Below are 24,705 nucleotides of genomic sequence, written 5' to 3' on the forward strand. Positions count from 1 at the left end.
GGATGCCGGTGTGCTGCAACGTCCTCTGTCCGGCGAGCCCATCGCCTTGGATCTGCTGAACACCACGTGGCCCGATCGTGGTGTTCAGCAGGACGTCTTCGACGAACCCGGAGGGATCGGCGTCTGGCTGGCCGAGTGGGGTCTTCCGGATCAGCCGGGCGCGGAGGAACCGTTACGTCACACGCGTTCCGTCCTGCGCGAGCTGCTCGAAAGGCCCGGTGATCCCGCTGAACGCGCCCTGAACGCGGTGCTGGAGCGAGGGCGATTGCGGCCGGAACTGCGGCAGGGCGGCCCTGAAGAGGTGATCGAGGTCGGGGAGCCGTCCTGGCGCCCCGCGTGGCTCGCGGCCTACGGCTACTTGACTCTGCTGCGCGCGCGCCCGGAACGGATCAAGCGGTGTTCGGCGTATCCGGTGTGCACGCTGTACTTCGACGACACGACCCGTAACGGGACCAGGCGGTGGTGCTCCATGGAAACCTGTGGCAACCGGGCGAAAGCCGCTCGTCACTATCGCCGCGAACGTTCGACTTAGTGAGGAAAGGCAGAGGCGACGTGTCGGCTGCCGAAGGTCCGTGAAGGCCTCCTTGAGGGACTCTGGGTCCCTCAAGGAGGCCTTCATTTGTGTACCTACGTCTGACCTGCGGGTTGGTGGGTGGGTCGTGAGGTGATGCCACCACCAGGTCGATGGACGTCGCGCGTGACTGGACACCGATCTCGCGTGATTGAAGGCGGAACTCGCGTGATTAGCCTTCACGGACTTGAGTGCTCGAGTCAGCACGAAAACCGCCGGACCAGCGCCTTTGATTTCCTGGCATCGACCCCACCACCAGCCTCCCCGCGAACACGACACGTTCGACTTAGCCACGACGTGCGGTGGTGATGCGCAGTGAGGCCTGGGCGGCGTCGAGCGTCCGGGCGCATTCACCGATCGAGTCGGCGACCGCGGTGACGTAGGCGACGCGACCCCAAACGGTGCCTTTGGGCGGCGGGGAAACCACGGCGCCGGGCGCGGCGATGGTGACCGCGTGGTCCACTGTGGACGGAAGCGTCGTCGGGTCGAAATGGATCGAGGCGATGGTGGTGTCGTCGCGGTCGACGTAGCAGAAGCGGATACCCGCCACCCGCCGCCGGGTGAGACGCACGTCGAGATCGTGACCGCAGGCCGCCGCGGCGGCGAGGGCGCCGGGGTCGATGCCGGTCGCCAGCTTGCCGAGACACGGGATCAGGTCGCCGCCGAGCCTGCCGTTCACCTCGATGAGTTTCGGGCCCGTCCCGGTCAGCATGTACTCGGTGTGCGTCCACCCGTCCCGGAAGCCCAGCGCGGTGTGGGTGTCCTGCAGGAGCGCGGTGAACGTGGAGTCGGCGAGCAGCGGATCGTCCGCGTCCACGTAATGGCCGATCTCTTCGGCGTAGGGCGGGAAGCCGACCACCTTGCGGGCCAGGAAGAGCGGTGTCACCTTCCCGTCCTGGACGACCGAGTCGACGCTGATCTCCTCGCCGGTCACGCACTGTTCGACCAGGACCGGGTGATCACTGGCGTAGACGACCGGGTCGGGTGCCTTGGTGTCGCGGGTGAAGGCGAACATCTCGCGCAGCCGCTCGGGGTCGTCGACCCGGACGACACCGAGGCTGGCGCCGAGACCACGGGGTTTGAGGATGGCCGGGTATCCCACCTGCTCCGCCGCGGCCAGTGCCTGGGGGAGGGTGCGGACCTTGACCGACCGGGGCTGTGGCACGCCGGCCTTGGCCAGCGCGGCGCGGGTCTGCGCCTTGTCCCGCAGCCGCCAGATCATCGCCGGGTCGCCGCACCGCAACCCGAGCGCCTCCGCGACATGGGCGGTGGCGTGGATACGCCCTTCGTCCCAGCAGAGCACGCCGTCGATCGGCTCGGCTTCGTTCAGCCGGAGGGCCTCGCGGGCCATCGCGGGACCGTCGATGGTGCTGGGCAGCACGGACCAGCCGGTGATGTACTCCCGTTCCCATTGCGGTTCGGCGGTGTGGAACAGGTGGACCCGGTACCGGGCGCTGATCGACCGCAGCAGGTACTCCCGGAACACCTGCCAGCCGGTCGCGATCAGCAGCAGCCGCGGTCGCGTTTCACTGGACATGGAACCTCTTCTCCCGTACGCGTTCCTCGTCCGTGACGGCGATACGCCGCACCGCGTAGCGCAGTGTCGGCGGCGCCATCAGCGACGTCACGATCGCCACCAGCACGATGATCGTGTAGGTGGCGGTGCTCAGTACGCCGAGCCGCAGCCCGACGATCGCGACGATCACCTGGATCACGCCGCGCGCGTTGAGACCGCTGCCGAGCGCCAGTCCCTCCCAGTGACTCAGCCTTCCCACCCTGGCACCGAGATAGGCACCGGTGAACTTGCCGACGACCGCGACGACCAGCACCAGCACTGCCGAGCCGAGCACCGCGGGATCGCGAAGCGCGGTGAGGTCCATCCGCAGCCCGGCGGTGGCGAAGTAGATCGGGGTGAGCACCGCCAGCACGATCGTGCGCAACGGCGCCAGCCGCGCGATATCGATGTGCCGGGACGAGCCGATGAGGAGTCCGCACAGCAGCGTGCCCAGTACCGGTTCCATGCCCAGCGCGTGGGTGCCCGCGGCGGCCAGCAGGAGCAGGACCACGACCGTGGCGATGCCGGGGCCGGCCTCGGAGGAACGGGCCGCCAGTCGCAACGACGCGTTGACCAGCGGACGTCCGACGACGACCGTGAGCACCAAGACCACCAGCAGACCGCCGACCGACAGCGCCACCTGGCCGACGACCAGCCCGGTGACGGCCAGCGCGGACACCACCGAAAGCAACAGCCAGCCGATGATGTCGTCCACGGCCGCGGCGCTCACGATCAGCTGGCCGATGTCGCGGTGCAGCAGCCGCATCTCCAGCAGGGTCTTCGCGATCACCGGGATCGCGCTCACGCCCATCGCGACACCCATGAACAACGCGAACACCGCGCGGTCGATCCCTGCCGGGACCAGTGAATCCGGCAGCGCGAAGCCGAGCCCGATGCCGAGGCCCAACGGCACCAGCAGGCCGCCCGCGCTGGTCCAGGCCGCGGGTTTGCCCTTGCGTCGCACCAGCTTCAGATCCATGTGCAGACCGGTGATCCCGACAAGCAGCAGTACGCCGAGCTGCCCCACGGCGTCGAGCAGGTTGAGCTGCGCGGCCTCGCGCGGCAACAACCAAGCCGAGAGGCCGGGTGCCAGCTGGCTCAGCACCGACGGTCCGATGAGGACACCGGCGGTCAGTTCACCGACCACCGCCGGCATCTTGAGCCGGAGCGCGAGCCGTCCGAGCGCGAGCGCGAGCCCGAGCAGCAGTCCCAGCTGGAGCAGGAACAGCAGCATGGAGTGCGCGCCGATGGGGGCGACGGGGCTAGGCATCGACGTAGTACCAGTTCTCCGGGCTGATCATGCCGAACGGGTTGACCGGCTCGAAGCCGCGCAGGTTGTCGGCGACCTCGAACAACCGGATCGGGAAGTTGGGGTTGAAGACGACCGGCACCTGCTCGGCGATGTAGTCCTGGTACTCGTACAGGATTTCCGGGTCGTCGGTGGTGACCGTGCGCTCGATCAGCTCGTCGGCCATCGGGTCGTGGTAGTGGCCGAAGTTGCCGCCCGCGTCCGTCCTGAACAGGACCTCGCCGGTCGGGTGGTGATAGACCCAGCCGCCGTTCCAGCAGCACATCTCCCACTGGCACGGGGTTTCGTCGGTCGGGTAACAGGGCGCGTCCTCGGCGACCAGTATCGAACCGTAGACCTCCTGCAGCCGCAGTTCGATCCCCGCCGCGGCGGCGTCGTGCCGGTATTGCGTCATCAGCCTGGTCAGCGCCGGTCGCCCTTCGACGTAACGCAGCAGGAAGCTCAGCTTGGTGCCGCGCGGGATCCCGTCGCCCGCCCGCTCCGGATCGACGCACACCGCCGGCGTGACGCTGGTGTCCCAGCCGTGCTCGGACAGCAGTTCCCTGGCCCGGTCGGGATCGAACGGCAGTGGCCACGCCCCGCCGCGCTGCGGCGGTGACACCAGATCGGTGACCGGGAGCATGGGCATCGGGCCGTTCTGCCGGTAGGCGTAGCCCTGGTAGATGTCCCGGACAGCGGAGTCCTGGTCGAGGGTGCACTGCAGTGCCTGCCGGAGGTAGGTCTGGGCGAACATCTTGCCGACCACGGTGGGATTGTTGAAGTTCAGGCTGGTGTACCGGATGCAGTACGCCACCTGCGGCACCATCGTGTAGCGCAGGGCCAGCGGGTTCACCCCGCCCTTGGCCGGATCGTCGGTGTGACCGGTGGCGAAGCTGAGCGGCAGGTAGCCGACCTGGACCGCGTCCTCGCCGTCCGGCCCGTTCTCCAGCCGTCGGTACTCCTCCTCGTCGGAGGAGAACGGGATCTGCCGGAACTCGTCGAGACGCGGTTTGTTCGGGCCGGAGTAGTGCTCGTTGGGCACGAACGTCACCACACCGTCCAGGGTGTAGCTCTTCAACCGCCATGCTCCGCTCACGACACTCCAAACAGGACTTTCGGCCCAGCGGGTGCGGTGTTCGTTGCGCTCGTCGATGATGTCGCCCTGTTCGGCCATCAGGTAGTCGTAGACCGCCTCGACGTCGGCGAGATCGCCGGAGGCGTTGGCCGGGCCCTCCGCGGTGCGGTCCCATGCCTTCGGCAGCGGAATGATCAGGCTGAGCTGGTTCATCAGCACCCAGCGCCGGGAGTAGACCTTGTCGAAGGTGAAGTAGCAGGTGTCCTCGGACAACTTGCCGTACTCGGTGCAGTTGTCGGGGAAGTAGCCGGGGGTGTACTCGCCGTACCGGTCGCCCTTGACCTTGAGCAGGTTCACCCAGAACAACACGTTGTCGGCGCACAGAGTCTCTCCGTTGGACCATTTCCACGGCTTGATCTTGACCGTGACGGTCAGCCCGTCCTCGCTCCACACGGGCGGCTCGCCGATGCTCGTGGCGTAGTCGACCTCGGGTGTGCCGTCGCTGCCGAAGAAGTACAGGGTGCGGTACATCAGGGCCTGGAACTCCAGGACGTTGCGCATGCCCATGCGTTCCGCCGGGGTGAACGGGAAGATCACCGCCGGCGGGAAGCCCGGCGCGCAGGCCCAGGTGACCGTGCCGCCGCGGCGCGCCTTCTCGCCTCGAGTCGCGGGTTTCGAGGTGGTCCGGGTCATCGCCATCACCGGATCTCTTGGAGGCGGGAGACCCCGACGGACTGGTGCGGGCCGTAGCGCTGCCACACCTCGTCGAGCTGGATCCGGCCGTCGTCGAGGATCCGCGGGACGCTGGTGCAGTGACCGGAGATCACCTCGCCGCTCTCCAGGACCATGCAGTACGCGAAGTCGAGTTTGCCGTCGGGGCCACAGGTTCCGGTCAGCGAGCCGCGCCGGGCTCTGCCGCCGGTGAACTCACCCCAGATCAGGTCGCCGTTCTGCCGGTAGACCGCGACCCGGTCGCCGCCGTCGTCGTCGCCGGTGTCGTCGACGGCGACCGGACGGAACCGCCGGCCTTCGTAGTTGATCATGTTCACTCCTTTGTGGAGGGATGCACGGTTCCCTCGTGAGTGGCAAAGAGGGTTAGTGAGGGGGTGAGGCGAAGGTGGCGTGGTCGGTGCAGGGTCGTGAGTGGCGTTTCGGGTTCTAACCCGAAACGCCACTCACGACCCGCGGAGCTCCAGCGCGCAGCATTTCGCCGCGCCACCGGCCTTCAGCAGTTCGGACAGGTCGACGTTGATCGGCTCGAAACCTGCCGCCCGCAGGCTTTCGGCGAGGTGAACGGCCGCCTGGGGGAGCAGCACATGCTTGCCGTCGGAGACGGCGTTGAGACCGAAGACCTCGGCGTCGGCCCGGTCCGCCCGGATCGCGGTCGGGTACAGCTCGCGAAGCAGGGCCTGGCTGTCCGGCGAGAACGCGCCGGGGTAGTACATGATCTCTTCGTGGTCGAGTACCGCCAACGCCGTGTCCAGGTGGTAGAAGTACGGGTCGACCAGGCGCAAGGTGACCACCTGCACGCCGAAATGGTCGGCGGCCTCGGCGTGCGCGCGCTCGTCGGTGCGAAAGCCCGTGCCTGCCAGGATCCGGGTGCCGGTGGGCAGCATGTCGCCTTCGCCCTCGTTGACGAACCGGGCGCGCCGGACCGGGTAGCCGTGCTCGGCGAACCAGGCCTGATAGGCGGGCGCCTCGCCGAACCGTTGCGGATGCCGGTACCGGGCGGCCAGCACCTGACCGCCGAGCACGGTGGCCGCGTTCGCGGCGAACACCATGTCGGGCAGGCCGGGCCGCGGCGGTACCACGTCGACCTGATGGCCGAGCGCGACCAGCCGGGCACGCAGCCGGTCCCACTGCATGATCGCCAGTGGCGTGTCGGTCGGCTTGTCCGGCTCCATCCACGGGTTGATGGAGTAGCTGACCTCGAAATGGTCGGGCGGGCACATCAGGAACCGCCGGGGGCTGGCCACTCTCATCGGTCACGCTCCAAGGTGACGGTGATCTTGTTCGCCAGTTCGGTCATCAGCTCGTAAGCGTCCTCTTTGGACGTACCGGTGGTGCCGAGGAAGCCGAAGATGGTGTTGCCGTCGGGCGGCCGGAGGATGACGTCGCCGGGGCGGGCGGTGATCTGCAGCAGGAAGACCCGGTCCGATTCGCTGACCTCCGGCGGCACCTCGATGTGCTCGACCACACCGCTCTCGCAGATCAGGCACATCGCCGTGATGTGTGTCCCGGTCGGCCAGTAGTGGCGGACGGGCGGCTTGACCCCCCGGCCGACGTCGACCACGGCACGGATCGGATCGTGGTCCGCGGTGAGCCGGGCGATGGTGTCCAGCCCGCCGCCGCCGACCCTGGCCGCGATCTCCAGCAGATGCGGTTTGCCGTCGTGGTAACGCACTTCGGCGTGCATCGCGCTGCGCCGCAGTCCTTGCGCGCGGGCGGCCGCCTTGACCACGTGGTGCACCCGGGCCAGTTCTTCGGCGGGCAGGGAGGTCGGCGCATGGTGCACGTCGTCGTCGAAACTACGGCCCTCCGCGGTGATCCGGTCGACCACCGAACCGAGGTAGAGCTCGTCGTCCCAGGCGAGCGCCTCCATCAGGTACTCCGGTCCATCCAAAAAGGACTCGACGAGCAGCCCGATCGGGCCGAGGTCGACGTCGTCGGCCTCGGCGTTGATCCAGAACATGTTCCGAAGTCCTTCGCTGGCCGTGGTGAAGTCACGGGTGAGCTCCTCCGGGCCGTCCACTCGGTACACCAGGTGACTGCCGGCACCCAGGGTGGGTTTGAGGATGACCGGGTAACCGAATTCGGCGGCCGCCGCGAGCGCGTCGTCCAGTTCGGTGACGAACCGGAAGGCGGGAATGGGCACCCCCGCCCGTTCGTACGCCTGGCGCATCAGCAGTTTGTTGCGGCTGTTGCGGGCACCGTCGACGCCGATGCCTGGCAAGCCGAGGGCTTCCGCCACCGAGGCGACCGCGATCACCGCCGCCTCGGAGAAGGTGATCACCCCATCGAAATGCTCGGTCGCATGCCATTCCTCGGCGCAGGCGATCATCTCGTCGATCTTCTTCGAGCCGACCAGCCGGTAGTGGTCGGACGGCCAGAAGTCGGCCGTCCCCTCACCGTTCATCACGTACAGGTCGACGCCGAACGCCTGCACCTGCCGATAGCGGGAGTGGTAGTAGGTCAGGTACTGACGGGTCTCGATGGTCAGCAGCTTCATGGCTCGCCTCCTCGGGCAGCCGGGGGAGTCGGAACACGGGAACGGATGCGGGTGGTTCGGCGGTGAGGGACAGGTCGACCCCGTCCTCGCCCGCCGCCTCGGCCGCGTCGATCAGGATCGGGGCGGCCCCCGCGAGCAACGTGCGGGTCTCGAGCACCAGATCACCCGGGGTGATCGCCGAGCCGTCGTCGAGGCCGCGCAGCCGGTCAAGCTGGGTGAGCACCGTCTCGGCGGCCCGGTTCATGCTGTAGCCGGGCAACTCGTAGCAGCCGCGGAACCGCGCCAGCATGGCCGCGGCTCGTCGCCGTCCGGCGGGGGACACCGGCAGCGTGCCGGAGAGCCCGTGCAGCGCCGACGACATCGCCTCCGCCAGCGCGTTCCACGGCGCGCTGAGCCGCCGGTACCCGGTGTCACGCAACCCTTCCCGGCTGAAGTCGGTGCGCGCCTGCTCCGGTGCGGTGTGCGCCAGATGGAACCGGACCAGGTCGCGCGGGACCTCGGCGAGCAGCTCGGCCGCCCGGATCAGATGACCGCGGCTGGTGGAGAACTTCTCCCCGGCCATGTTGTAGAACTCGTTGCAGACGTTGGCCGACGGTGTGACGTACCGGTCGCCGTGGGCCAGCAGGAACACGAGATCCATCAGGCCCCAGTGGTAGACGTTGTCGTAACCGTGGAAGTAGACGACGTCGGCGTCGTGTTCGGCGCGCCAGTGCTCGTCCACCGGCACCGTGGTGTCGCCCGCCGACCACCAGGTGCTGTACATGACCGCGGGCATCGCCTCGATCCACGGGTACAGCATCTGGCCGGGTGTCTCCGGGAACGGCGCGGGAACGCCCCACCCGGCCGGGATCGTCACGGGAATCTCCGGCAGCGGCCCGGCCAGCAGCTCACCGATCAGCTGCGTCGCGTGCGGACGCCACCGTCCCGCCTGCGCGGCGTAGTAGGCGGTGAGCCGTTCCCGATACTCCTCCATCGGCAGCACCAGGATCTCCGTGTCCCGGTAGGACACCGGGTCGTCCGGGTCCATTGTGGAGCGTGGATCGAGCAGCTCGTCGTAGTTGTTCGGGTGCCCGCAGGCCTCGCAGACCCCGCCGCTGCTGACGGCCAGGCAGACCGGGCAGGTGCCGGTGACCAGTCCGTCGAACAGGTACGTGCCGGACCGCGTCGCGACCGGCAGCCGCACCGTACGTTTCCGGAACCGGCCGGCCTCGTACAGGGCGGTGACGAATTCGAGCACCGTGCGCCGGTACACGTCGTCGATCGGCGGGAGACCGGCCATCGAGATGCCCATCGCGGAAAGCGAACGCCCGATCGCCGCGGTGGAGCCGTCGCACAGCGCCCGCGGGGTGGTGCCCGATCGCCGGGCGGTGGACACCACGTAGCTCTGGCTGTCGTCGGTGCAGGTCGTGTAGATCACCGAGGCGCCGGTGGCCCGCAGGTACCGGGCGTACACGTCGCCCGCCAGGTAGGGCCCGGCCAGATGTCCGATGTGCAGGTCGCCGTTGGGCGTCGGGGTCGCGGCGACCACGATGGTCGTGGACATCTACACGCCGGCCTCGTCGCGGGTGGCGAACCGCCCTGCCATGTCCCTGTCCCACCAGACCGCGTACATCCGGAACTCCTCGGTGCCGGTGTTCACCACCTGGTGCCGCGACCCCGGGGGGAAGTGCACGATGTCGCCTGCGGCGAACGGCACCCGGCGTCCGTCGCAGACGATCTCCGCGGCCCCGGTCATGGCCACCCAGATCTCGTACTCGTGGTGGCTGTGCGCGCCGGACTCCGCGCCCGGCGCCACCACACACCAGGAGCCCTCGAACGGTGCGTTCAGCTCCGGCCACGGCAGCAGCCGGGTGGCGGCCAGCCCGTTGTCCGGCTTGAGGTTCGCGGGATCGAGCCTTCGGATCTCCATCATGGTCACTGCGCTCCTTGGGTGGCGGCGAGCAGGCGGGCGGCGGCTTCGGTGATGGCGGGCAACGGCGGCGTCCGGCGTTCGGCGAGCAGGTCGGTGACGATCTCCGCCGCGCGCGCGGCCAGCACACTGAGCAGAGAGTCGGCGATGCCGTGGGTGGCCTCGTTCACCCCCTGCAGGTGACAGGTCCCGCTGAACGACGGGGGCAGGCTCATCCGGTAGCTGCGGTTGACGGTGATCTCGTCGATCCCGACGGCGGAGGCCATGTCGTCGACGATCCGTGGCATCCGCTTGGTGAAACCGGTACCGAGCAGCACCACGTCACAGCGGAGCGTGGAGCGATGGCCGGATTTGCGGTCGACGAGAGTGAGCACGATCTCGCGGCCGTCCATCTCGGCCTCGGCCACGTCGACCATCGGGATCATCTCGATGCGTTCGGTCCCGGTGAGCCGTTCGATGTACATCTGCCGGTACAGGGTGTCGAGCATGTCGGTGGTGAGACCGGCGTAGTTGGTCCGGTGCATCTCGCGCAGCAGCTGCGCCCTGGCCTCCGGCCGCGCCGAGTGGAACTCGTCCACAAAGGACGGGTAGAACAACTCGTTCGTGAACTTGCTCGTCTCGTAGGCGTTGAGGCCGATCGAGCGCATCACCATCGTGCACTGTGTCCCGGGGAACGTCTGGTGTGCCGTCCAGAGCATCTCGGCCGCGCTCTGCGCCCCGCCGACGACCACGATCCGGCGTGTCTGCTCGGGGTCGATCTCGCCGATCCGCGCCGCGAACTCGGTGCTGTGGATCATCAGCTCGCGCGGGATGGCCGCGAAGGTCTCCGGGATGTACGGGTCCCGCCCGGCCGCGACCACCAGGTGACGGCACACCACGGCACTGCCGTCGGCCATCTGGACCAGCCACTCGCCGGTCCCGTCCGCGATACCGAACGGCCGGACCGAAACGCAGCGCCGTCCGTAGTCGATCCGCACGTTCGGCAGGGATCTCGCGACCCAGCCCAGATAGCCGGAGATCTCCATCCGGTACGGCGTGAAGCTGCCGAGGTTGATGAACTGGTCCAAGCGGCCGACGGAATGCAGGTAGTTGACGAAACTGAAGGGGCTCCGCGGGTTGCGCTGGGTCACCAGGTCCTTGAGGAAGGAGACCTGGCTCTGCGTCCACGGGATCAACATGCCGCGCTGCCAGACCACGTCGTCCTGCTGTTCGACGATGAGCGTTTCCTTGGCGAGCTCGGACTTCGCGAGCTCCTCGACCGCGTCGGCGAGCGCGAGGCCCGACGGGCCCGCTCCGATCGCCAGCAACTCTACTTCTTGAAATCGCACCGCAAATCCTCCCCGGCTATTCGCGCCGACCGGCGCCCGTGTTGGTCGTCGCGGCGACCGCGACGAGATCGATCAGGGCCGTCACCGTGTGCGCGGCGTGGTAGCTGCGCAGATCGAGCGTTACCGACAGCCTGCTTTCCAGCTGGGAAAGGACTTCCAGCGACGAGAGGCTGTCCCAGCCGTGGGTGGCGAGCACGGGGCGGGCCCGCAGGTCGCCGTCCGGTTTGTTCAGCACTTCGCTCAGCGTGTTCAGCACGACGGACGCCGTGTCATCCATGTCGGTCATCACTCGTCTCCGGGTAGGCGATCCAGGTGGGCAGGCAACTCGGCGCGGTGGCGGGCACCACGGTGTACAGGCCGTCCTCGTCGGACGGGGTGAAACCGGCCTTCTCCCAGAAGCCGTCCGCCACCTTGTTGCGTCCGGTCGGCACGTAGCGGCCGGCCAGTGCGGTGGCCCCGGCGTCGCGGGCCCGCCGCACGATCCAGTCCGTGATCGCGAACTCGATGCCCCGGCCGAACACCCGGCAGCTCAGCACCAGGTTCAGTACCCGCCAGACCTGTCCTCGGCACTCGATCCACGCGGCGCCGACGATCCCCTCGTCGCCGAACCGGTCCGAGACGGCGAACGAGGCGACGAGCCGGTCCGGATCGGCGCACATCGCGGTGGTGGCGGCTTCGTCGAACCGGTGCCCGGTCAGGTTGAACTGGTTGGTACGGGCGGAAAGCTGGGCGACCCGGCCCACCTCGAAGGTGGTGGCCGGATGCGCTGTCACCCGCGTCCGCAACGCGTGCAGGTAGTCCTCCGAGGAGGCGAACCCGGTGGAGAAGTCGGTGCGCAGCGCGCGTGAGCGGTACAGCGCCGGACGCTTCAGGTCGGTGCCGGTGAGTTCCGGAACGTCGAACCAGCCGGGCCGCAGCAGCGCGCGGACCAGGTGGGCCGGGTCGCCGTCGGCCGCCACCAGCGCGACGTCGGGTAGTTCGGCGGCCACGTGCCCGCGTTCGAACGGGGAGTCGTCCATGAAGACGAACGCGTTCCCGGCCAGGTTGAGCGTCTCGGCGGCTTGCCGCAGGTTCTCCGCCTTCGCCGACCAGTTCACCGCGCGGACCGCGAAGTCCTGAGGGCGCAGCAGCATTTCCGGATGACCGATCAGTACCTCGTCGACCGCGCCGGCGTCGTTCTTGCTGGCCAGTACGAGGACGACCCCCTGCTCACGCAGCCGGCGCACGGCCCGCTGCAGGTCCTGATAGCAGTTCCCCGGGTACAACCCGCCGAGTTGCAGCCCGGCCTCGCCCGCTTCGCCGAGCACACCACCCCACAGCGTGTTGTCCAGATCGACCGCGAGCACCTTGCGGGACAGGCCCGACCTGGCCGCGACCACCCTGGCGACCTGCCGCGCCAGCGCGAGCAGCGCGCCGTCGGTGTACGGCAGGTCCGCGTACCGGTGCAGTCGCTCGTCCCTCGCCGTGACCGCGAGGTCGGCGAGTTCACCGGCCAGGTCCACCACCGTGATCCGCCCGTCGTCCTCCGCCAGTCCTAGAAGGTCCGCGTTGAGCCGGTGCCAGGCCCGGCCGATCGCGGCCCGTGCCCGCCAGCTGATCACCGAATCCCGCAGTTCGGCGGGCATCGGCACGGTGTGCAGCACGAACGCGCCCGGTGTGCGCCGCAGGCAGGCGAGGATCAGTCCTCGCAGTTCGGCGAACCGGGCCGTCAGGTGTTCGGTCAGGCCCGCCGTGTCGACGGCGCTCCAGTCACGGGGCACGAAGTACCGCTCGTCCAGCAGACAGGTGACGACGTCGGGGGAGCCGTCGATCTCGCCCGCGGCCAGTGACAGCTCGAATGTGCCGTAATCACCGAGGAGAAGGGTGGGCCGGGTGCCGGTGGTGACCAGCGCGGCGCGGAGCAGATGTTCGAACGGGCCGATCGTGCAGGTGGCCAGCACGGCCACCCGGACCGGTCGCAGGTCCGGCCCGGCGGGCGGGAGATCGGCGAGGATGCGACCCGCCCGGCGGACCGTCGCCGGATCCTCGACCTCCCCGAGCCGCTGTCGCACGCCCGGCGACGGCGTCGAGTGGGTGGCCATCGCGGCGCGCAGGCAGCCGAGCAATTCCGTGAAATCCTTCATCGACCCCTGCCTAGACTCGGAAAATCGTGCAATACCAGCGCATACCGATGGAGATTCCGGCCAGCGCGACGAGATCCCCCGAATTCAGTTCGCCGCGATCGAGGTACGTCCCGAGCGCGACCAACTGATCCGCCGCGCCCATATGGCCGTGGTCGCTCGCCAGCTCGTGGTTCGTCCTGGCCAGTGGGAAATCGATCGAACCTGCGACGTCGGCGATGCCGTCCGGGTCATTGATGTAGATGAACCGGGCGAGATCTTCGCGCCGTACAGCTGCCCGGCGGCAGGCCCGCTCGACCACTTCGACGACTCGCGCGTTGAGCTGTTCGCCGAATTTCTGGAGCTGCCGGGGGTCTTTCCGGAAATGGGCCTGCACGCGTTCGGTCCCGCTCGGCGCGTTCGCACTCGACCATCCGGGTGGCGGTATCGGCGTGACGCTGCCGCCGATATCGGTGCGGAACCAGTCGCAGAAGTCGGAATCCGTGAACTGCTCGGTGGCCAGCCAGGTGGTGCGGTCGTGGCCTCGGCGCAGCACCACGGCGACCGCGCCGTCGCTGTGCACGGCGTTGTTGACGTTCATCCGGTTGCGATGGAATTCGCTGACCCGGTTGACGGCGGTGAACAGCACCGTGTCGAGCTCCGGCTGGAGCGCCAGCTGCCCGGCGACGGCGCCGAGTCCGGTCACCCCGCAGGCGCAGCCTTCGGTCAGCAGCATCGTCTGCCGCTCCCGGATCTTCAGCTCCCTGGCGAGCGCCGCGGAAGAGTCCCAATACGGGTACTCCGCCAGTTCGGAATTGGCCAGTACCACCAGATCGACATCCGCGGGGTCCATCGCGACCCTGGCCAGCGCGGCGCGGGACGCCTCCGCCGCCAGCGCGGTCGACGTCACCCCGTCCGCGGCACGGTGGAAGGTCCGATAACCCCACTGGACGACACGCTCCGGGTCCGTGACATAAGTGCCGGCGACGTGTTCGACGTCCTGGTCTTCGCCGAAGGCGTAACCGAAGCCGGCGATACCGAATTCGGCGAGCGGTGCTGCCATTACTTCTCCTCTTGCCGAATCCGGTCGGCGACAGGTTTTCCGCGGAAATCATGAACCGATGTCGATGGCGGCTTGATTCGAATCGATCGGGCGACGGCCGCTTTCGGCGATGACGGTCACTCGCCGAGGTCCGGTCCGATGGAATTCGCGAATAGTTCTCGGCCCCCATGGCGTGCTGCGTGGGAATACTGCCGCACACTTCGCCCTTCGACAACCGCTCGTCGTTCAACTGAGTTCCGATGCTCGGTTGAACACGTTGTCGTATTCACGGCGGGCTACGACTTCTGTGAGCCGACTCGCTGTTCCAGTTGGTGCGCGAACTCGATCCACTCGTTGGCGCACCGGCGTGCCAGTGCGGCGAGGACGTAGACGCTGTGCGGCGGGACCGTGTCGACCAGTTCACGCCACTCCTCCTCGGCGATCACCCGGTGGACGAGCCAGCGCAGCGTCCGGGTACCGGTCTGGGCGAAGCGCAGGGATGGATCGCGCTCGAGGTTCCGAAGGACCGCGTTGCGCTCCTTCGTCGAGAGACGTTCGGTGTGGTCGTGAGCGGGCTGGCTGGTCTCGCGGCGTTCGGTGCGGCCGTCCCGGACGGTGCGTGGCCGGCGCGGTGGCACCGGGTCCTCGCCGCGCTGGATCCGCTCGCGCACATCACGAACGGTGGCCGGGGCGATGCCCGCCGCGCGTGCGATGGAGCGCAGTGACGCGTCCGGAAAGGCCGCGATCAGCCGGCTCGCGACACGTCGTCCGTCGGTGCTGTCCAGCGGGCGGACCTTCCCGTCGCGGCCGAGCCGGGCCGTTCCTTGCGGAAGCCCGTCGATCCGGCCGCGAACCGTGGCGACGGTGCGGGGGCCGAGTCCGGCGGCCGCGGCGATGGCGCGATCGGACCAGTCGGGGTGGGAGATGACGATGCGGGCGACCGCGGCCTCGCGGTCCGCGTACGACAACGGCAGGCCGTGCGCGACGTTGGCCTTGACCGCCAGTACGAACGCGTCTTCCTCACTGCCGTCGAAGAAGACCACGTCGATGGTGTGCTGGCCGCGCAGGCGGGCCGCGCCGAGCCGGTGCATCCCGTCGATGATCCGCATGGTCGAGCGGTGGACCAGGATCGGCGGCAGCGCGCGATCCGGTTCGGCCAGCACCCGGATGTGCTCGGCGTCCTCACCGATCAACCGCGGCGAGTCCGCCGGTCGCAACGCGGCCAACGGAACGGCGCAGGTGACCTGGTCCGCCTTCGGATACTCGGTCGACGGTTCGTCCAGTTCTTTCGAATCAGCCGAATGCCCCTGGCTGGAGCCGTGGTCAGCTTGCCCGGTCAATGGGCACCCCCGTCGGGTTGTGGATGGCAAACCTGCGACTTACCCTGAATGAGTCCTGGCGCCCCGCCCCGATTACCGACTATCGACTCTTCGCTGTTTTCGGGCGTCGTCGCCTCAGACCTGAATTACGATTTGTGCGGCAGCACGAGGATGCAAAACCGTCGCCGACCGCGTCCCCCATTAAAATGTCCCCATTGAACCAGGCGTCGTTCAACTCATGAACTGCGTCATCACTGTTACCCTCCCCGTCTCCTGGTCAGAGGGTAGGTCGTCGATCGACCACGAACTAGGTGTTCAAGCGAGTTCCAGTGCGCCAAGGGGCCGCCGACGGAACCAACGGGCGGTCCGCGCCGCCCGTTCAACTGCTTCACAGGACGCGGTTGAGCGTCGAATGCGCTATTCGGCGGCTCGGAAGATTGTCTGCCCGGCGGCCGCCTGAGCTGTTCGGCGGCGGCGATACAGCTATTTGGAGGGTCGTGGAAATGCCCAGTCTCACGCAGGCCGAAGCGCAGGGGCGCGGCGCATTGCTGCGGGTACGTTCGTATCGGGTCGATCTCGATCTGACACTAGGGGACGAGATATTCCGATCGACCACGAGAATCGTTTTCGACGCGCGTTCCGAAGCTGACGGCACGTTCCTCGACGTGCGTCCCCGCGCGCTGCGCTCGGCGAGCCTCAACGGGCGTGAACTGGACGTCGCCGCGCTCGAGGACGGACGGCTCACGCTCACCGGCCTCGCCGATGAGAACGAGATCGTCGTGGTCGCCGATATGGCCTACTCACGGGAGTGCGAAGGCCTGCATCGGTACACCGATCCCGCGGACGGCCGGGTCTACCTGTACGCCTTCGTGTTCATCGACAACGCGCCCCGGATCTTCGCCTGCTTCGACCAGCCGGATCTCAAGGCGCCCTTCACCTTCACCGTCACCGTTCCCGACGACGATTGGCAGGTGCTCGGCAACGCACCGGCGACCAGGCTCGGCGCGGGGCGCTGGCGACTCGCCGAGACCGCGCCCCTGGCGACCTACCTCACCACGCTGGCGGTCGGTCCGTACGAGTCCTTCCACGCCGAGCACGACGGAGTGCCGCTGGGCCTGCACTGCCGGGCCTCGTTGGCCGACGGGCTCAAGGACGACATCGACGAGGTCTTCGAGATCACCGGGCAATGCCTCGACGAGTACGGGCGGATGTTCGGTGTGCCTTATCCGTTCGGCAAGTTCGACCAGGTCTTCGTCCCGGAGTTCAGCGTGCTCTCGCTCGACCACCCCGGTTGTGTGCTGCTGCGCGAGCTGTACCTGTTCGGCTCCGCCGTGCCGGCGAGCGAACGGGAGACCAGGGCCGTGGTCATCGCACACGGCCTGTCCCTGATGTGGCTCGCCGGACTGGTCACCAACACCTGGTGGGACGACCTCTGGCTCGGTCAGGCCTTCGCCGACTACATGGCCCACCGGGTCACCAGCGACGTCACGAGGTTCTCCGGGCCGTTGACCACGTTCGCCGTGCGGCGCAAGGCCCAGGCCTACGTCGCCGACCAGCGGCCGTCGACCCATCCGGTGAGCCTTGCCGGGCCGGACGTGCGGACGGTGTTGCTCGAACTGGACCGGATCTCCTATTTCAAGGGCTCCTCGGTGCTGCGGCAGCTGGCCGCCCGCGTCGGCACCCCGGCCCTGCGCGAGGGCCTGCGCGTCTACTTCACCCGCCACGCGTACGGCACGGCGACGTTCTCCGACTTCCTCGCCGCGTTGAGCGAGGCCACCGGAACCGATCTGACCGAATGGGCCCGGGTGTGGTTCTCCACCTGCGATGTCAGCACGGTGACCCCGGAGCTCACGGTGACCGACGGGGTGATCACGGCGGCCGCCGTGCGACAGGACGTCCCGTCGGGCCACCCCGTGACGCGGCCGCACACACTGGACGTGGGCTGCTACGGCGACGAGTCCACGACGGTGCGGGTCGCGATAGAGGGCCCACGGACCGAGCTGCCGCAGCTGGTCGGCCGTCCGGCGCCGAAGTTCGTCCTGCTCAACGATGGCGACCTGACCTACGCGAAGATCCGCTTCGACGACCGCTCACGCGCCGCGCTGCCCGAGTTCCTTCCCCGGTTGTCCCCGGTCAACCGCGCCATGGTGTGGTGTGCGCTGCTCCTGGCGGTGCAGGACGGCGCCTACCCGGCCGCCGACCACCTCGACCTGGTGACCGGGATGCTCGCCGTGGAGCCGGAACCGTCCATCGTCGTCGAGGTGCTCGAACAGGCCCGCCTCGACGTCGCCGACCGCTTTCTTCACCCGGCGCGGCGGTCCGTCGCGCTCGCCGCCATCGCCGGCGCGATTCGCGACCGCATGGCCGAGGTCGCGCCATCCGACGAGATCTGGCTGTGCCTGTGCAGGGGGCTCGTCGAGTTCAGCGCCGACGTCGTCGAGCTTCGTGGCTGGCTGGACGGCACCCGGCTGCCCGCCGGGCTCGTGCTCGACGCGGATCTGGCCTGGCGGACCAGATACCGGCTCGCCGTGCTCGGCGGGCTTTCCGAGGACGAGATCGACGCGGCGCACCGGGCGGATCCCAGCACCCGGGGTGAACAGTTCGCCGCGAAATGCCGGGCGGCCAGACCGGATCCGGCGGCCAAGAGCGCGGCCTGGGAGGCGATCCTCGGCGACACCGGGGTTTCGAGCTACGGCCTTTGGGCCCTGGCCGAGGGATTCTGGCAACCGGAGCAGGCAGACCTGACCGCGGAGTACGTCCCGCGGTTCTTCGCCGAGATGCCCGCGGCCGCCAGGCTGCGTGGTGACCTCGTGCTGGACGTGCTGGTGCGGTTCCTTTACCCGCGTTACGCCGCCTCGCCGGAGACCCTGCGGCTGGCCGACGAGCTGCTGGCCCGTGCCGACGTCGAGCTCCCGCTTCGCAGACGGGTCGCGGACTTCACCGACGACCTGCGCCGGGCGGTGGCCGCCCGGTCCGACGGCACCGATTGAGTCGCCATGCGCGTGGGAATCGCCGGTGGCGGCGTCGCGGGCACGATGCTCGCCTGGCGGCTCCTGCGGTCGGTGCCGCGGATCGCGGTCGACCTGTACACCACCCGGTCGGCCGACGGCGACGCGACCAGCGCGTCCGGCGGTCTCGTCCGCGGTTTCGAGCGGACCGCGCCGGAGTGCCTGCCGGCCGCGCGCAGCCTCGCGGAACTGCGCGGAGACCCCGCGCTGCGGACGGCGTCGGACTACCGGGAGGTCGGAGCGGTGTACCTCCTGCCCGCCGGAGCCGAAGTGACCGAGCCGGTCCGGGTGCTCGAAGAGGTGCTGCCCGGCTCGGCGACCTTGCTCACCGGCCCCGAGCTGGCAGGCCGATATCCGTTCCGCGGCCTGCCCACCGGGGTGACCGCGGTCGTCGAACGGCACGCGGGTTACCTGTCGCCCGCCGGGTTGCGGGCCGCCGTGCTGGGCTGGCTCACCGACCGCGGTGGGACCGTCCGGCGGCTCCCGGTGACCACCGTGGGTCCAGGGCCGGCCCTGCGGCTGGCCGACGGCACGACCGCGGGATACGACGCGGTCGTGCTCGCCGCCGGCGCGTGGACGCCCGCCTTGCTGGCGGCGAGTGGGTTGCCCGCCGACGGGATGCGCGTCAAACAGATCCAGTACACCGTGTACGAGGGGCGGCCCGCCCGGCTGGGCGCGTTCGTATGGGAGGACACCGGCATGTGGGGCCGCCCGGCGGGTGACGCGGGGTTCCTGCTCGGCCTGCCGAGCGACCGCTGGGACGTCGACCCCTCCTGTCCGCGGCCGGGCGCCGCGCTCGCCGAGCGGGTCGCGGAGGAGGCCCGCCGCCTGCTGGGCCATCCACCGGCCGCCCACTGTCCACATCGGACCACCGCGTCGTCCGACTGCTACCACGACCCGCCGGGCCTCGAACTACGTGAGGCGGGCCCAGGGGTGTTCACCTTCACCGGCGGCTCGGGCGGCGCCGCCAAGACCGTGGTCGCGGCGAGCCGGGTGGCGGCGGCCGCCTTGGTGCGCTGACTGGGTACACGGACCAACGCAAGACGGCCCATACACCTCAGGTCGGCGGGGAGGGATGTTGCGAAAGCCACTTTCGCAACCTTGAACGTTGCGAAAGTGGCTTTCGCAACGGCGGTGGAGGCGGTCGTGAGGGGCAGGTCGAGTGGTTCGCGGTCCGGCGGTTTTCGTGCTGACTCGAGCAGGTAAGTACGTGATGGCCCCCTTCCTTGCGCTAGACGCAAGGAAGGGGGCCATCACGTACTTGAGGATATCGCCACTCACGACCCGCACGCCTCGTACTGGACCAGCTCCAGCAGCAGTCCGGCGGGCCTGGCCAGGTACGTGAAGGCGACCAGCATCCCGGGGCGGGCACCGGCGCAGGGCTCGCGGTCGACCATCGTGAACCCGGCTTCGCGCAACCGGTTCAGCTCCGGCTCCAGGTCGTCCACCTCGATGGCGATGTGATGCAGTCCTGGCCCGAAGCGGGTGAGGTGGCCGTCGAGTGCCGAGCCGGGGCCTGCCGGGGAGACCAGTTCGATCAGGGGTTGGCCGTCCCGTCCCGCCGGCTGCCAGAACTCGCACGCCACGCGATATCCGGCGGCGGTTCCACTATCCAGTTTGGACATTCCGAGCGCGGTCATGGCGGGGCCGAGAGCCGAGGGTTCTTCGGTCACGAGTCCGATGTGGTCGATTCCGAGCAGCATGGTCCGAGCGTAGCGCCGTGGCGTTCGATTTCACGCGCGGTTGACCGGCTCCTTTTCTCATCGGCCGCGCCGTACGATCCGGGTCATGACGACCAAGGACCTGACGGAAGCCGAATTGAGGACGGCCGTCGAACGGGAAATGTCCCGTGCGCGAGCCGATCTGGAAGATCTGGTCCGAATTCCCGGTATCGCCTTTCCCGAATTCGACCACGCGGAGGTGGACCGTTCCGCGGAAGCGGTGGCGGCCTTGGTGCACGGCTGCGGGCTGGACACCCAGATCGTCCGTGCCGGTGGCAGGCCGGCGGTCATCGGCCGCAGGCCCGCGCCGCCCGGCGCGCCGACCGTGCTGCTCTACGCGCACCACGACGTCCAGCCGCCTGGGGACGAGGCGTTGTGGGACAGCGACCCGTTCGAGCCGGTGGAGCGTGACGGCCGGCTCTACGGACGCGGCGCGGCGGACGACAAGGCTGGGCTGATGGCGCATGTCGTGGCGCTGCGGGCGCTCGGTGACGCTCTGCCGGTCGGGGTGGTGGTGTTCGTCGAAGGCGAGGAGGAGTACGGCTCGGCGTCGCTCGCCGAACTGCTCCGGCTGCACCACGACAAGTTGCGCTCCGACCTCATCGTGATCACCGATTCGGCCAACTGGGACATCGGCGTTCCCGCGCTGACCACCTCGTTACGCGGAATCGTCAACTGTGTGGCCGAGATACGCACCCTGCACGCCGCCGTCCACAGTGGAATGTTCGGGGGAGCCGTCCCGGACGCGTTGACCGCGCTCGTCCGGTTGCTGGCAACGCTGCACGACGAAGCGGGCGACGTCGCGGTGGAAGGGCTCGAGACCGGCCGCGAGTCCACACTGGAGCTTTCGGCCGATCGGGTGCGCGCCGAGGCGGGGATGGTCGACGGTGTCCGGTTCACCGGCACCGGTTCGATAGCGGACCGTTTGTGGACCAAGCCGTCTCTGTCTGTTCTCGGTATCGACGCCCCGTCGGTTCTCGAGTCGGGCAATGCGCTCGTTCCGGTGGCGCGGGCGAAGATCAGCGCCCGGCTGGCCCCCAGTGACGATCCGGTCAAGGCCTTCGCCGCGCTCCGTGACCACCTCGAGGCCTACTGTCCTTGGGGTGCCGCGATCTCGGTCGACTTGGACGGTGGCGGCGCACCGTGCGTCATCGACACCACCGGGCCGCACTACGAAACGACCCGGTCCGCGATTCGCGCCGCGTGGGACGGGGTCGCGCCGGTGGAGATCGGCGTCGGCGGCTCGATCCCGGCCGTTTCGACGTTCCAGGCGGAGTTCCCGGACGCCGAGATCGTGGTGACCGGAGTCGAGGACCCGCATACCCGGGCACACGGCCCGAACGAGAGCCTGCACCTCGGCGAGTTCGCCCGGGTCTGCCTCGCCGAGGCGCTCCTGCTGAACGGGGCGGCCCGCCCTATCGGATGAGACGGCCGAGTTCGGCCGGATCCGCCGGGAAGACCGAGGTGTCGTAGTCCTCGATCATCGCGGTGACCGGGCCGTCGTACTCCGCCAGCCATTCGTCCGTGGCGTAGACGGCCTGGGATCGCTGGACCCGTTCCTGCTCGGAAGAAAAGGCGCGCAGCAGGAAATAGCCGTTTTCGTTGTTCAGGGACGGGCCGTGCGCGAGGACCGTGATACCCAGCCGCCGCATCAACGGAATGGTGCCCTCACGGCTTATACGATCGAATTCCTCTCGGCTGCCCGGCTTTACCTTGAACAGCCGAATCTCCAGCAACCATGGTTTAGCGTTATCCATCCTGCACCTCACCCTCGGTATTCTCCGAAGGGCGAGTAGAGCACCGGAGAATGGTGGACGTCAATTAACGGCGAATCGAACGCGTCACCGGTCAGGTTCCGGTTCCTCGGCCCGCTCGAATTCTTCGACGGCGGGCAGTGGGTCTCGATCGGTGCCCCGAAGCAACGGGCCCTGCTGGCCGTCCTGCTGATCAACGCCAACCGCGCGGTGTCGGCGGATCAGCTCATGGCGGAGCTGTGGGGCGAGCGGCCGCCGCCGAGTGCCGCCGGCCTGCTGGCCGGGTACGTCTGGCGGTTGCGCAACGGCCTCGGCGATCCGGGAGGACGGATGCTGAGCACCAGGGCACCCGGCTACCGGCTCGTGCTTCCGTCCGGCGCGACCGATGTCGACGAATACGAGGGGCTGGTCGCGGCGGGCCGGAAGAGCCTTGCCGAGGGAGACCTGTCCTCGGCGGTCGCGGCGCTGACCGAAGGGCTCGGGATGTGGCGCGGGACGCCGATGGCGGACGTGGCGATGGTCCCCTCCGTCCTCGCCGAGTCCGCGCGGCTCGAGGAGGCGCGCCTGGCGGTGGTCGAGGCGCGGATCGAGGCCGAGATCGGGCTCGGCGGGCACGAGACGCTGCTGCCCGAGCTGAAGTCGATGGTCTCGCAGTTCCCGCTGCGCGAGCGGCTGCACGCACATCTGATGGTCGCGCTCCACCGGTCCGGGCAGCAGGCCGAAGCCCTTGGCGCGTACCGGGATCTGCGCAGGCTGCTGGTCGACGAACTCGGTGTCGAGCCGAGCAAACCGTTGCGGGAGCTGCAGGGCCGGATTCTGCGGGACGACCCGCTGTTGCTGGAGGCACCGCGTCGCACCACGACGGCGACCGCGGCCCCGCGGCTCGCCGTGCCACGCACCCTGCCTCCCGACGTGCCGGCCTTCATCGGCAGGGAACGCGAGCTGGCGTGGATCACCGCCCGGCTGACCGGCGGAGGCGGAGAGCAGCGCTGCGCCGTGCACGGCATGGCGGGCGTCGGCAAGACCGCCTTGGCGGTACACGCCGCCCACCGGGTGGCCGGGTCCTTTCCGGATGGTCAGGTGTATCTGGATCTCGGGGCATCCGCGACCCATGGCCCGACGCCGCCGGTCGACGCGATCGGACGGCTGCTCGCGGTGCTGGGCGTGCCGGCCGCGGACATCCCGCCGGACGAGGAGAGAGCCGCCGCGCTGCTGCGCTCCGCCTTGGCCGACCGTCGGGTGATCGTCGTGCTCGACGATGTCGCCGACTCCGAACAGATCCGGCGGCTGCTGCCCTCCGTACCGGGCTGCGCGGTGATCCTGACGAGCCGCCCGGCCTCCACCGCGGTGGACGGATCGGGCCTGCTTCGCCTCGGCAGGCTCCCGACGACGGCCGCGACGGCACTGATCCGCCGCTACGCCGGAGCTCCCCGAGTCGACACCGACCTCGCCGCCACCGTCCGGCTCGCCGGGCTCTGCGACCATTTGCCGCTCGCTCTGCGCATCGCCGCCACCAGGCTCGCGCGGCGTCCGGAATGGACGGTCGGCGAATTCGCCGCGCGGCTGGCCGATCCGATGCGCCGGCTGGACGCGCTGACCTGTGACGGGCTCAGCGTCCGCGACGGCTTGCGAGCAGGTGTCCGGTTGCTTCGCCGCTTCGCCGATCCGTTCGCGACGTGCGCCCTCGGCCAGCTCGACGTGCTGGACCTGCCGGTCGTCTCGACGGCCGCGCTCGCGGCCGCGCTCGACATCCCCGTCGCCTTGGCCGAATCGGCGGCGGAACGGCTGGTCGACGCCGGACTCATCGAGACGGTGCGGATGGACCGGTACCGGGTTCCGGGGCTGGTGCGGCTGTTCGCCACCGACGAGTACGTCACGGCCGACGAAGAGCGCACGTCGACGCACCGCATCGTCGGGTACTACGAGGGCGCGGTGCGTGACCAGCTTTCCCGGCTCGCGGCAAACCGCGGCGCCGGGCTCGCGTGGTATCGCGAGGAATGCCTGACGTTGCGCGCACTCGCCGCCCGGGCGCCGGGCACCGAGCTGCCGAGGCTGGTCAATCGGCTGTCTTCCGCGTTGCGGTGACGATCAGCGCAGCATCGACCGGTCGGTGGGGGTCAGCAACAGCCGGTCGACGGAGTCCGGCAGGCGGGGCCGCACGTCGTCACGCCACTCGGGGAGTCCGGCGAGCCGCTCGGTGTGCTCGGCGTAGGCGTCCTGCCCGGGGAACGAGGCGAGCACGACGAGTACGTGCTCGCCTGTGCGGACCGGCAGCCCCTTGAAGTCGTTCTTCGCGTATTCGGTCCGCAGCAAGGCGAGTGGAGTCGCTCCGGCTTTCTCCATCAGCGGAAGGACGGTTTCGCCGAAGAACCGGACGTCCTGCTCCTCCGGCGGCGACGGCAGATGGTAGATCGTGGCCGTGACCAACGACGAGGCGGGCGTGTCCCGCGTCGCGGGGTCGAGGCCGGCCAGCGCTCCCTGCCGGACCGGCCGCAGCAGCAGGACATCGTCCGAGTCGATCATGGTGGCGTTGGCCGCCGCCGCGTTCGCCTTCCACGCCGGCCCCGTGTAGAAGCTCGTCAATGCCTGAAGCCTGGCCGGCATGTCGGGGAAGCTTCGCAGCCACACGAAATGATCCGGGCGGTCGAGATCCCGGAACTGCCCCAGGACGCGCATCCCGGTGGCTTCCTGGGTCTCGACGAACTCCCGGTCGAACAGCTCGATCAGAACCTCGCGCTGTCCCGGGTGAAGCGTGTACTGCCGTAGCTCGACAACATCCGTCACGCGAAGAACCCTAAGGCATCCGA

The 24,705-nt window shown here is 69.0% G+C and carries 21 protein-coding genes; 5 read left to right on the top strand and 16 right to left on the bottom strand.

The genetic code is table 11. From position 1 onward, the window contains the following. Positions 1–10: 10 nt before the first annotated feature. The gene (locus DL990_RS33090) at positions 11–532 is read left to right on the top strand and encodes a CGNR zinc finger domain-containing protein (RefSeq protein ID WP_125801059.1); all 522 of its coding nucleotides are present in this window, start codon (positions 11–13) and stop codon (positions 530–532) included. A gap of 325 nt (positions 533–857) precedes the next feature. Here the strand turns inward: DL990_RS33090 and DL990_RS33095 are convergent, their stop codons facing one another. The 13 genes from DL990_RS33095 to DL990_RS33155 all read right to left on the bottom strand — a co-directional run bounded on the left by DL990_RS33095 (position 858) and on the right by DL990_RS33155 (position 15,436). Then, positions 858–2,108: an ATP-grasp domain-containing protein gene (locus DL990_RS33095; RefSeq protein WP_125801060.1), complete on the bottom strand. Its 1,251-nt coding sequence runs from the start codon at positions 2,106–2,108 to the stop codon at positions 858–860. Beyond that, positions 2,098–3,396, bottom strand: a complete 1,299-nt coding sequence (locus DL990_RS33100; protein WP_125801061.1) for a cation:proton antiporter — start codon at positions 3,394–3,396, stop codon at positions 2,098–2,100. The genes DL990_RS33095 and DL990_RS33100 overlap by 11 nt, the downstream gene beginning before the upstream one ends. Beyond that, complete coding sequence (locus DL990_RS33105; RefSeq protein ID WP_125801062.1) at positions 3,389–5,182, bottom strand: ABC transporter substrate-binding protein; 1,794 nt, start codon at positions 5,180–5,182, stop codon at positions 3,389–3,391. Before DL990_RS33105 ends, DL990_RS33100 begins: the two co-directional genes overlap by 8 nt. 5 nt (positions 5,183–5,187) lie before the next feature. Next, a complete protein-coding gene (locus DL990_RS33110) occupies positions 5,188–5,532 on the bottom strand; it encodes a hypothetical protein (RefSeq protein WP_125801063.1) in 345 nt (114 codons plus the stop codon). A gap of 132 nt (positions 5,533–5,664) precedes the next feature. Beyond that, positions 5,665–6,471 carry a dimethylargininase gene (gene ddaH, locus DL990_RS33115; RefSeq protein ID WP_199746712.1) on the bottom strand — a complete coding sequence of 269 codons (807 nt, stop codon included), beginning with the start codon at positions 6,469–6,471 and terminating at the stop codon, positions 5,665–5,667. Then, positions 6,468–7,718: an ATP-grasp domain-containing protein gene (locus tag DL990_RS33120; protein WP_125801064.1), complete on the bottom strand. Its 1,251-nt coding sequence runs from the start codon at positions 7,716–7,718 to the stop codon at positions 6,468–6,470. Before DL990_RS33120 ends, ddaH begins: the two co-directional genes overlap by 4 nt. After that, entirely contained in the window at positions 7,615–9,261 is a 1,647-nt protein-coding gene (locus DL990_RS33125; RefSeq protein ID WP_125801065.1) for a class I tRNA ligase family protein, read from the bottom strand. Before DL990_RS33125 ends, DL990_RS33120 begins: the two co-directional genes overlap by 104 nt. Further along, complete coding sequence (locus DL990_RS33130; protein ID WP_199746713.1) at positions 9,262–9,630, bottom strand: cupin domain-containing protein; 369 nt, start codon at positions 9,628–9,630, stop codon at positions 9,262–9,264. Positions 9,631–9,632: 2 nt separating this feature from the next. Beyond that, a complete protein-coding gene (locus tag DL990_RS33135; protein WP_125801066.1) occupies positions 9,633–10,955 on the bottom strand; it encodes a lysine N(6)-hydroxylase/L-ornithine N(5)-oxygenase family protein in 1,323 nt (440 codons plus the stop codon). A gap of 16 nt (positions 10,956–10,971) precedes the next feature. Beyond that, on the bottom strand, positions 10,972–11,241 hold the full coding sequence (locus tag DL990_RS33140) for an acyl carrier protein (RefSeq protein WP_233599028.1): 270 nt from the start codon (positions 11,239–11,241) through the stop codon (positions 10,972–10,974). Continuing rightward, positions 11,225–13,078 (bottom strand): HAD family hydrolase, encoded by a 1,854-nt coding sequence (locus DL990_RS33145; protein WP_125801067.1) that lies wholly within the window; start codon positions 13,076–13,078, stop codon positions 11,225–11,227. The genes DL990_RS33140 and DL990_RS33145 overlap by 17 nt, the downstream gene beginning before the upstream one ends. Before the next feature lie 10 nt (positions 13,079–13,088). After that, a complete protein-coding gene (locus DL990_RS33150) occupies positions 13,089–14,117 on the bottom strand; it encodes a 3-oxoacyl-[acyl-carrier-protein] synthase III C-terminal domain-containing protein (RefSeq protein WP_125801068.1) in 1,029 nt (342 codons plus the stop codon). A 275-nt stretch (positions 14,118–14,392) separates the two neighbouring features. Continuing rightward, entirely contained in the window at positions 14,393–15,436 is a 1,044-nt protein-coding gene (locus DL990_RS33155) for a ParB N-terminal domain-containing protein (protein WP_233599027.1), read from the bottom strand. Between the two features lie 482 nt (positions 15,437–15,918). Between DL990_RS33155 and pepN the strand changes: the two genes are divergently transcribed. Both pepN and DL990_RS33165 read left to right on the top strand, forming a co-directional pair. Next, a complete protein-coding gene (gene pepN / locus DL990_RS33160) occupies positions 15,919–18,405 on the top strand; it encodes an aminopeptidase N (RefSeq protein WP_125801069.1) in 2,487 nt (828 codons plus the stop codon). Between the two features lie 6 nt (positions 18,406–18,411). After that, on the top strand, positions 18,412–19,443 hold the full coding sequence (locus DL990_RS33165) for an FAD-binding oxidoreductase (RefSeq protein ID WP_125801070.1): 1,032 nt from the start codon (positions 18,412–18,414) through the stop codon (positions 19,441–19,443). A gap of 257 nt (positions 19,444–19,700) precedes the next feature. Here the strand turns inward: DL990_RS33165 and DL990_RS33170 are convergent, their stop codons facing one another. Next, entirely contained in the window at positions 19,701–20,126 is a 426-nt protein-coding gene (locus tag DL990_RS33170) for a VOC family protein (RefSeq protein WP_125787264.1), read from the bottom strand. A gap of 85 nt (positions 20,127–20,211) precedes the next feature. Here DL990_RS33170 and DL990_RS33175 point away from each other — a divergent pair, with 85 nt between their 5' ends. Next, positions 20,212–21,570: a dipeptidase gene (locus DL990_RS33175; protein ID WP_125801071.1), complete on the top strand. Its 1,359-nt coding sequence runs from the start codon at positions 20,212–20,214 to the stop codon at positions 21,568–21,570. On the opposite strand, the gene DL990_RS33180 is transcribed toward DL990_RS33175, so the two are convergent. Continuing rightward, on the bottom strand, positions 21,560–21,796 hold the full coding sequence (locus DL990_RS33180) for a hypothetical protein (protein WP_233620650.1): 237 nt from the start codon (positions 21,794–21,796) through the stop codon (positions 21,560–21,562). The two genes, DL990_RS33175 and DL990_RS33180, sit on opposite strands and share 11 nt — an antisense overlap. 252 nt (positions 21,797–22,048) lie before the next feature. On the opposite strand from DL990_RS33180, the gene DL990_RS33185 reads away from it, so the two are divergent. Next, complete coding sequence (locus DL990_RS33185; RefSeq protein WP_255431412.1) at positions 22,049–23,983, top strand: AfsR/SARP family transcriptional regulator; 1,935 nt, start codon at positions 22,049–22,051, stop codon at positions 23,981–23,983. 3 nt (positions 23,984–23,986) lie between these two features. Here the strand turns inward: DL990_RS33185 and DL990_RS33190 are convergent, their stop codons facing one another. Beyond that, positions 23,987–24,682, bottom strand: a complete 696-nt coding sequence (locus DL990_RS33190; RefSeq protein WP_125801074.1) for an NIPSNAP family protein — start codon at positions 24,680–24,682, stop codon at positions 23,987–23,989. Positions 24,683–24,705 lie beyond the last annotated feature (23 nt).

Origin of the sequence: Amycolatopsis sp. WAC 01416 (assembly GCF_003947485.1) — a bacterium.
In the GTDB taxonomy this organism is placed as follows: domain Bacteria; phylum Actinomycetota; class Actinomycetes; order Mycobacteriales; family Pseudonocardiaceae; genus Amycolatopsis.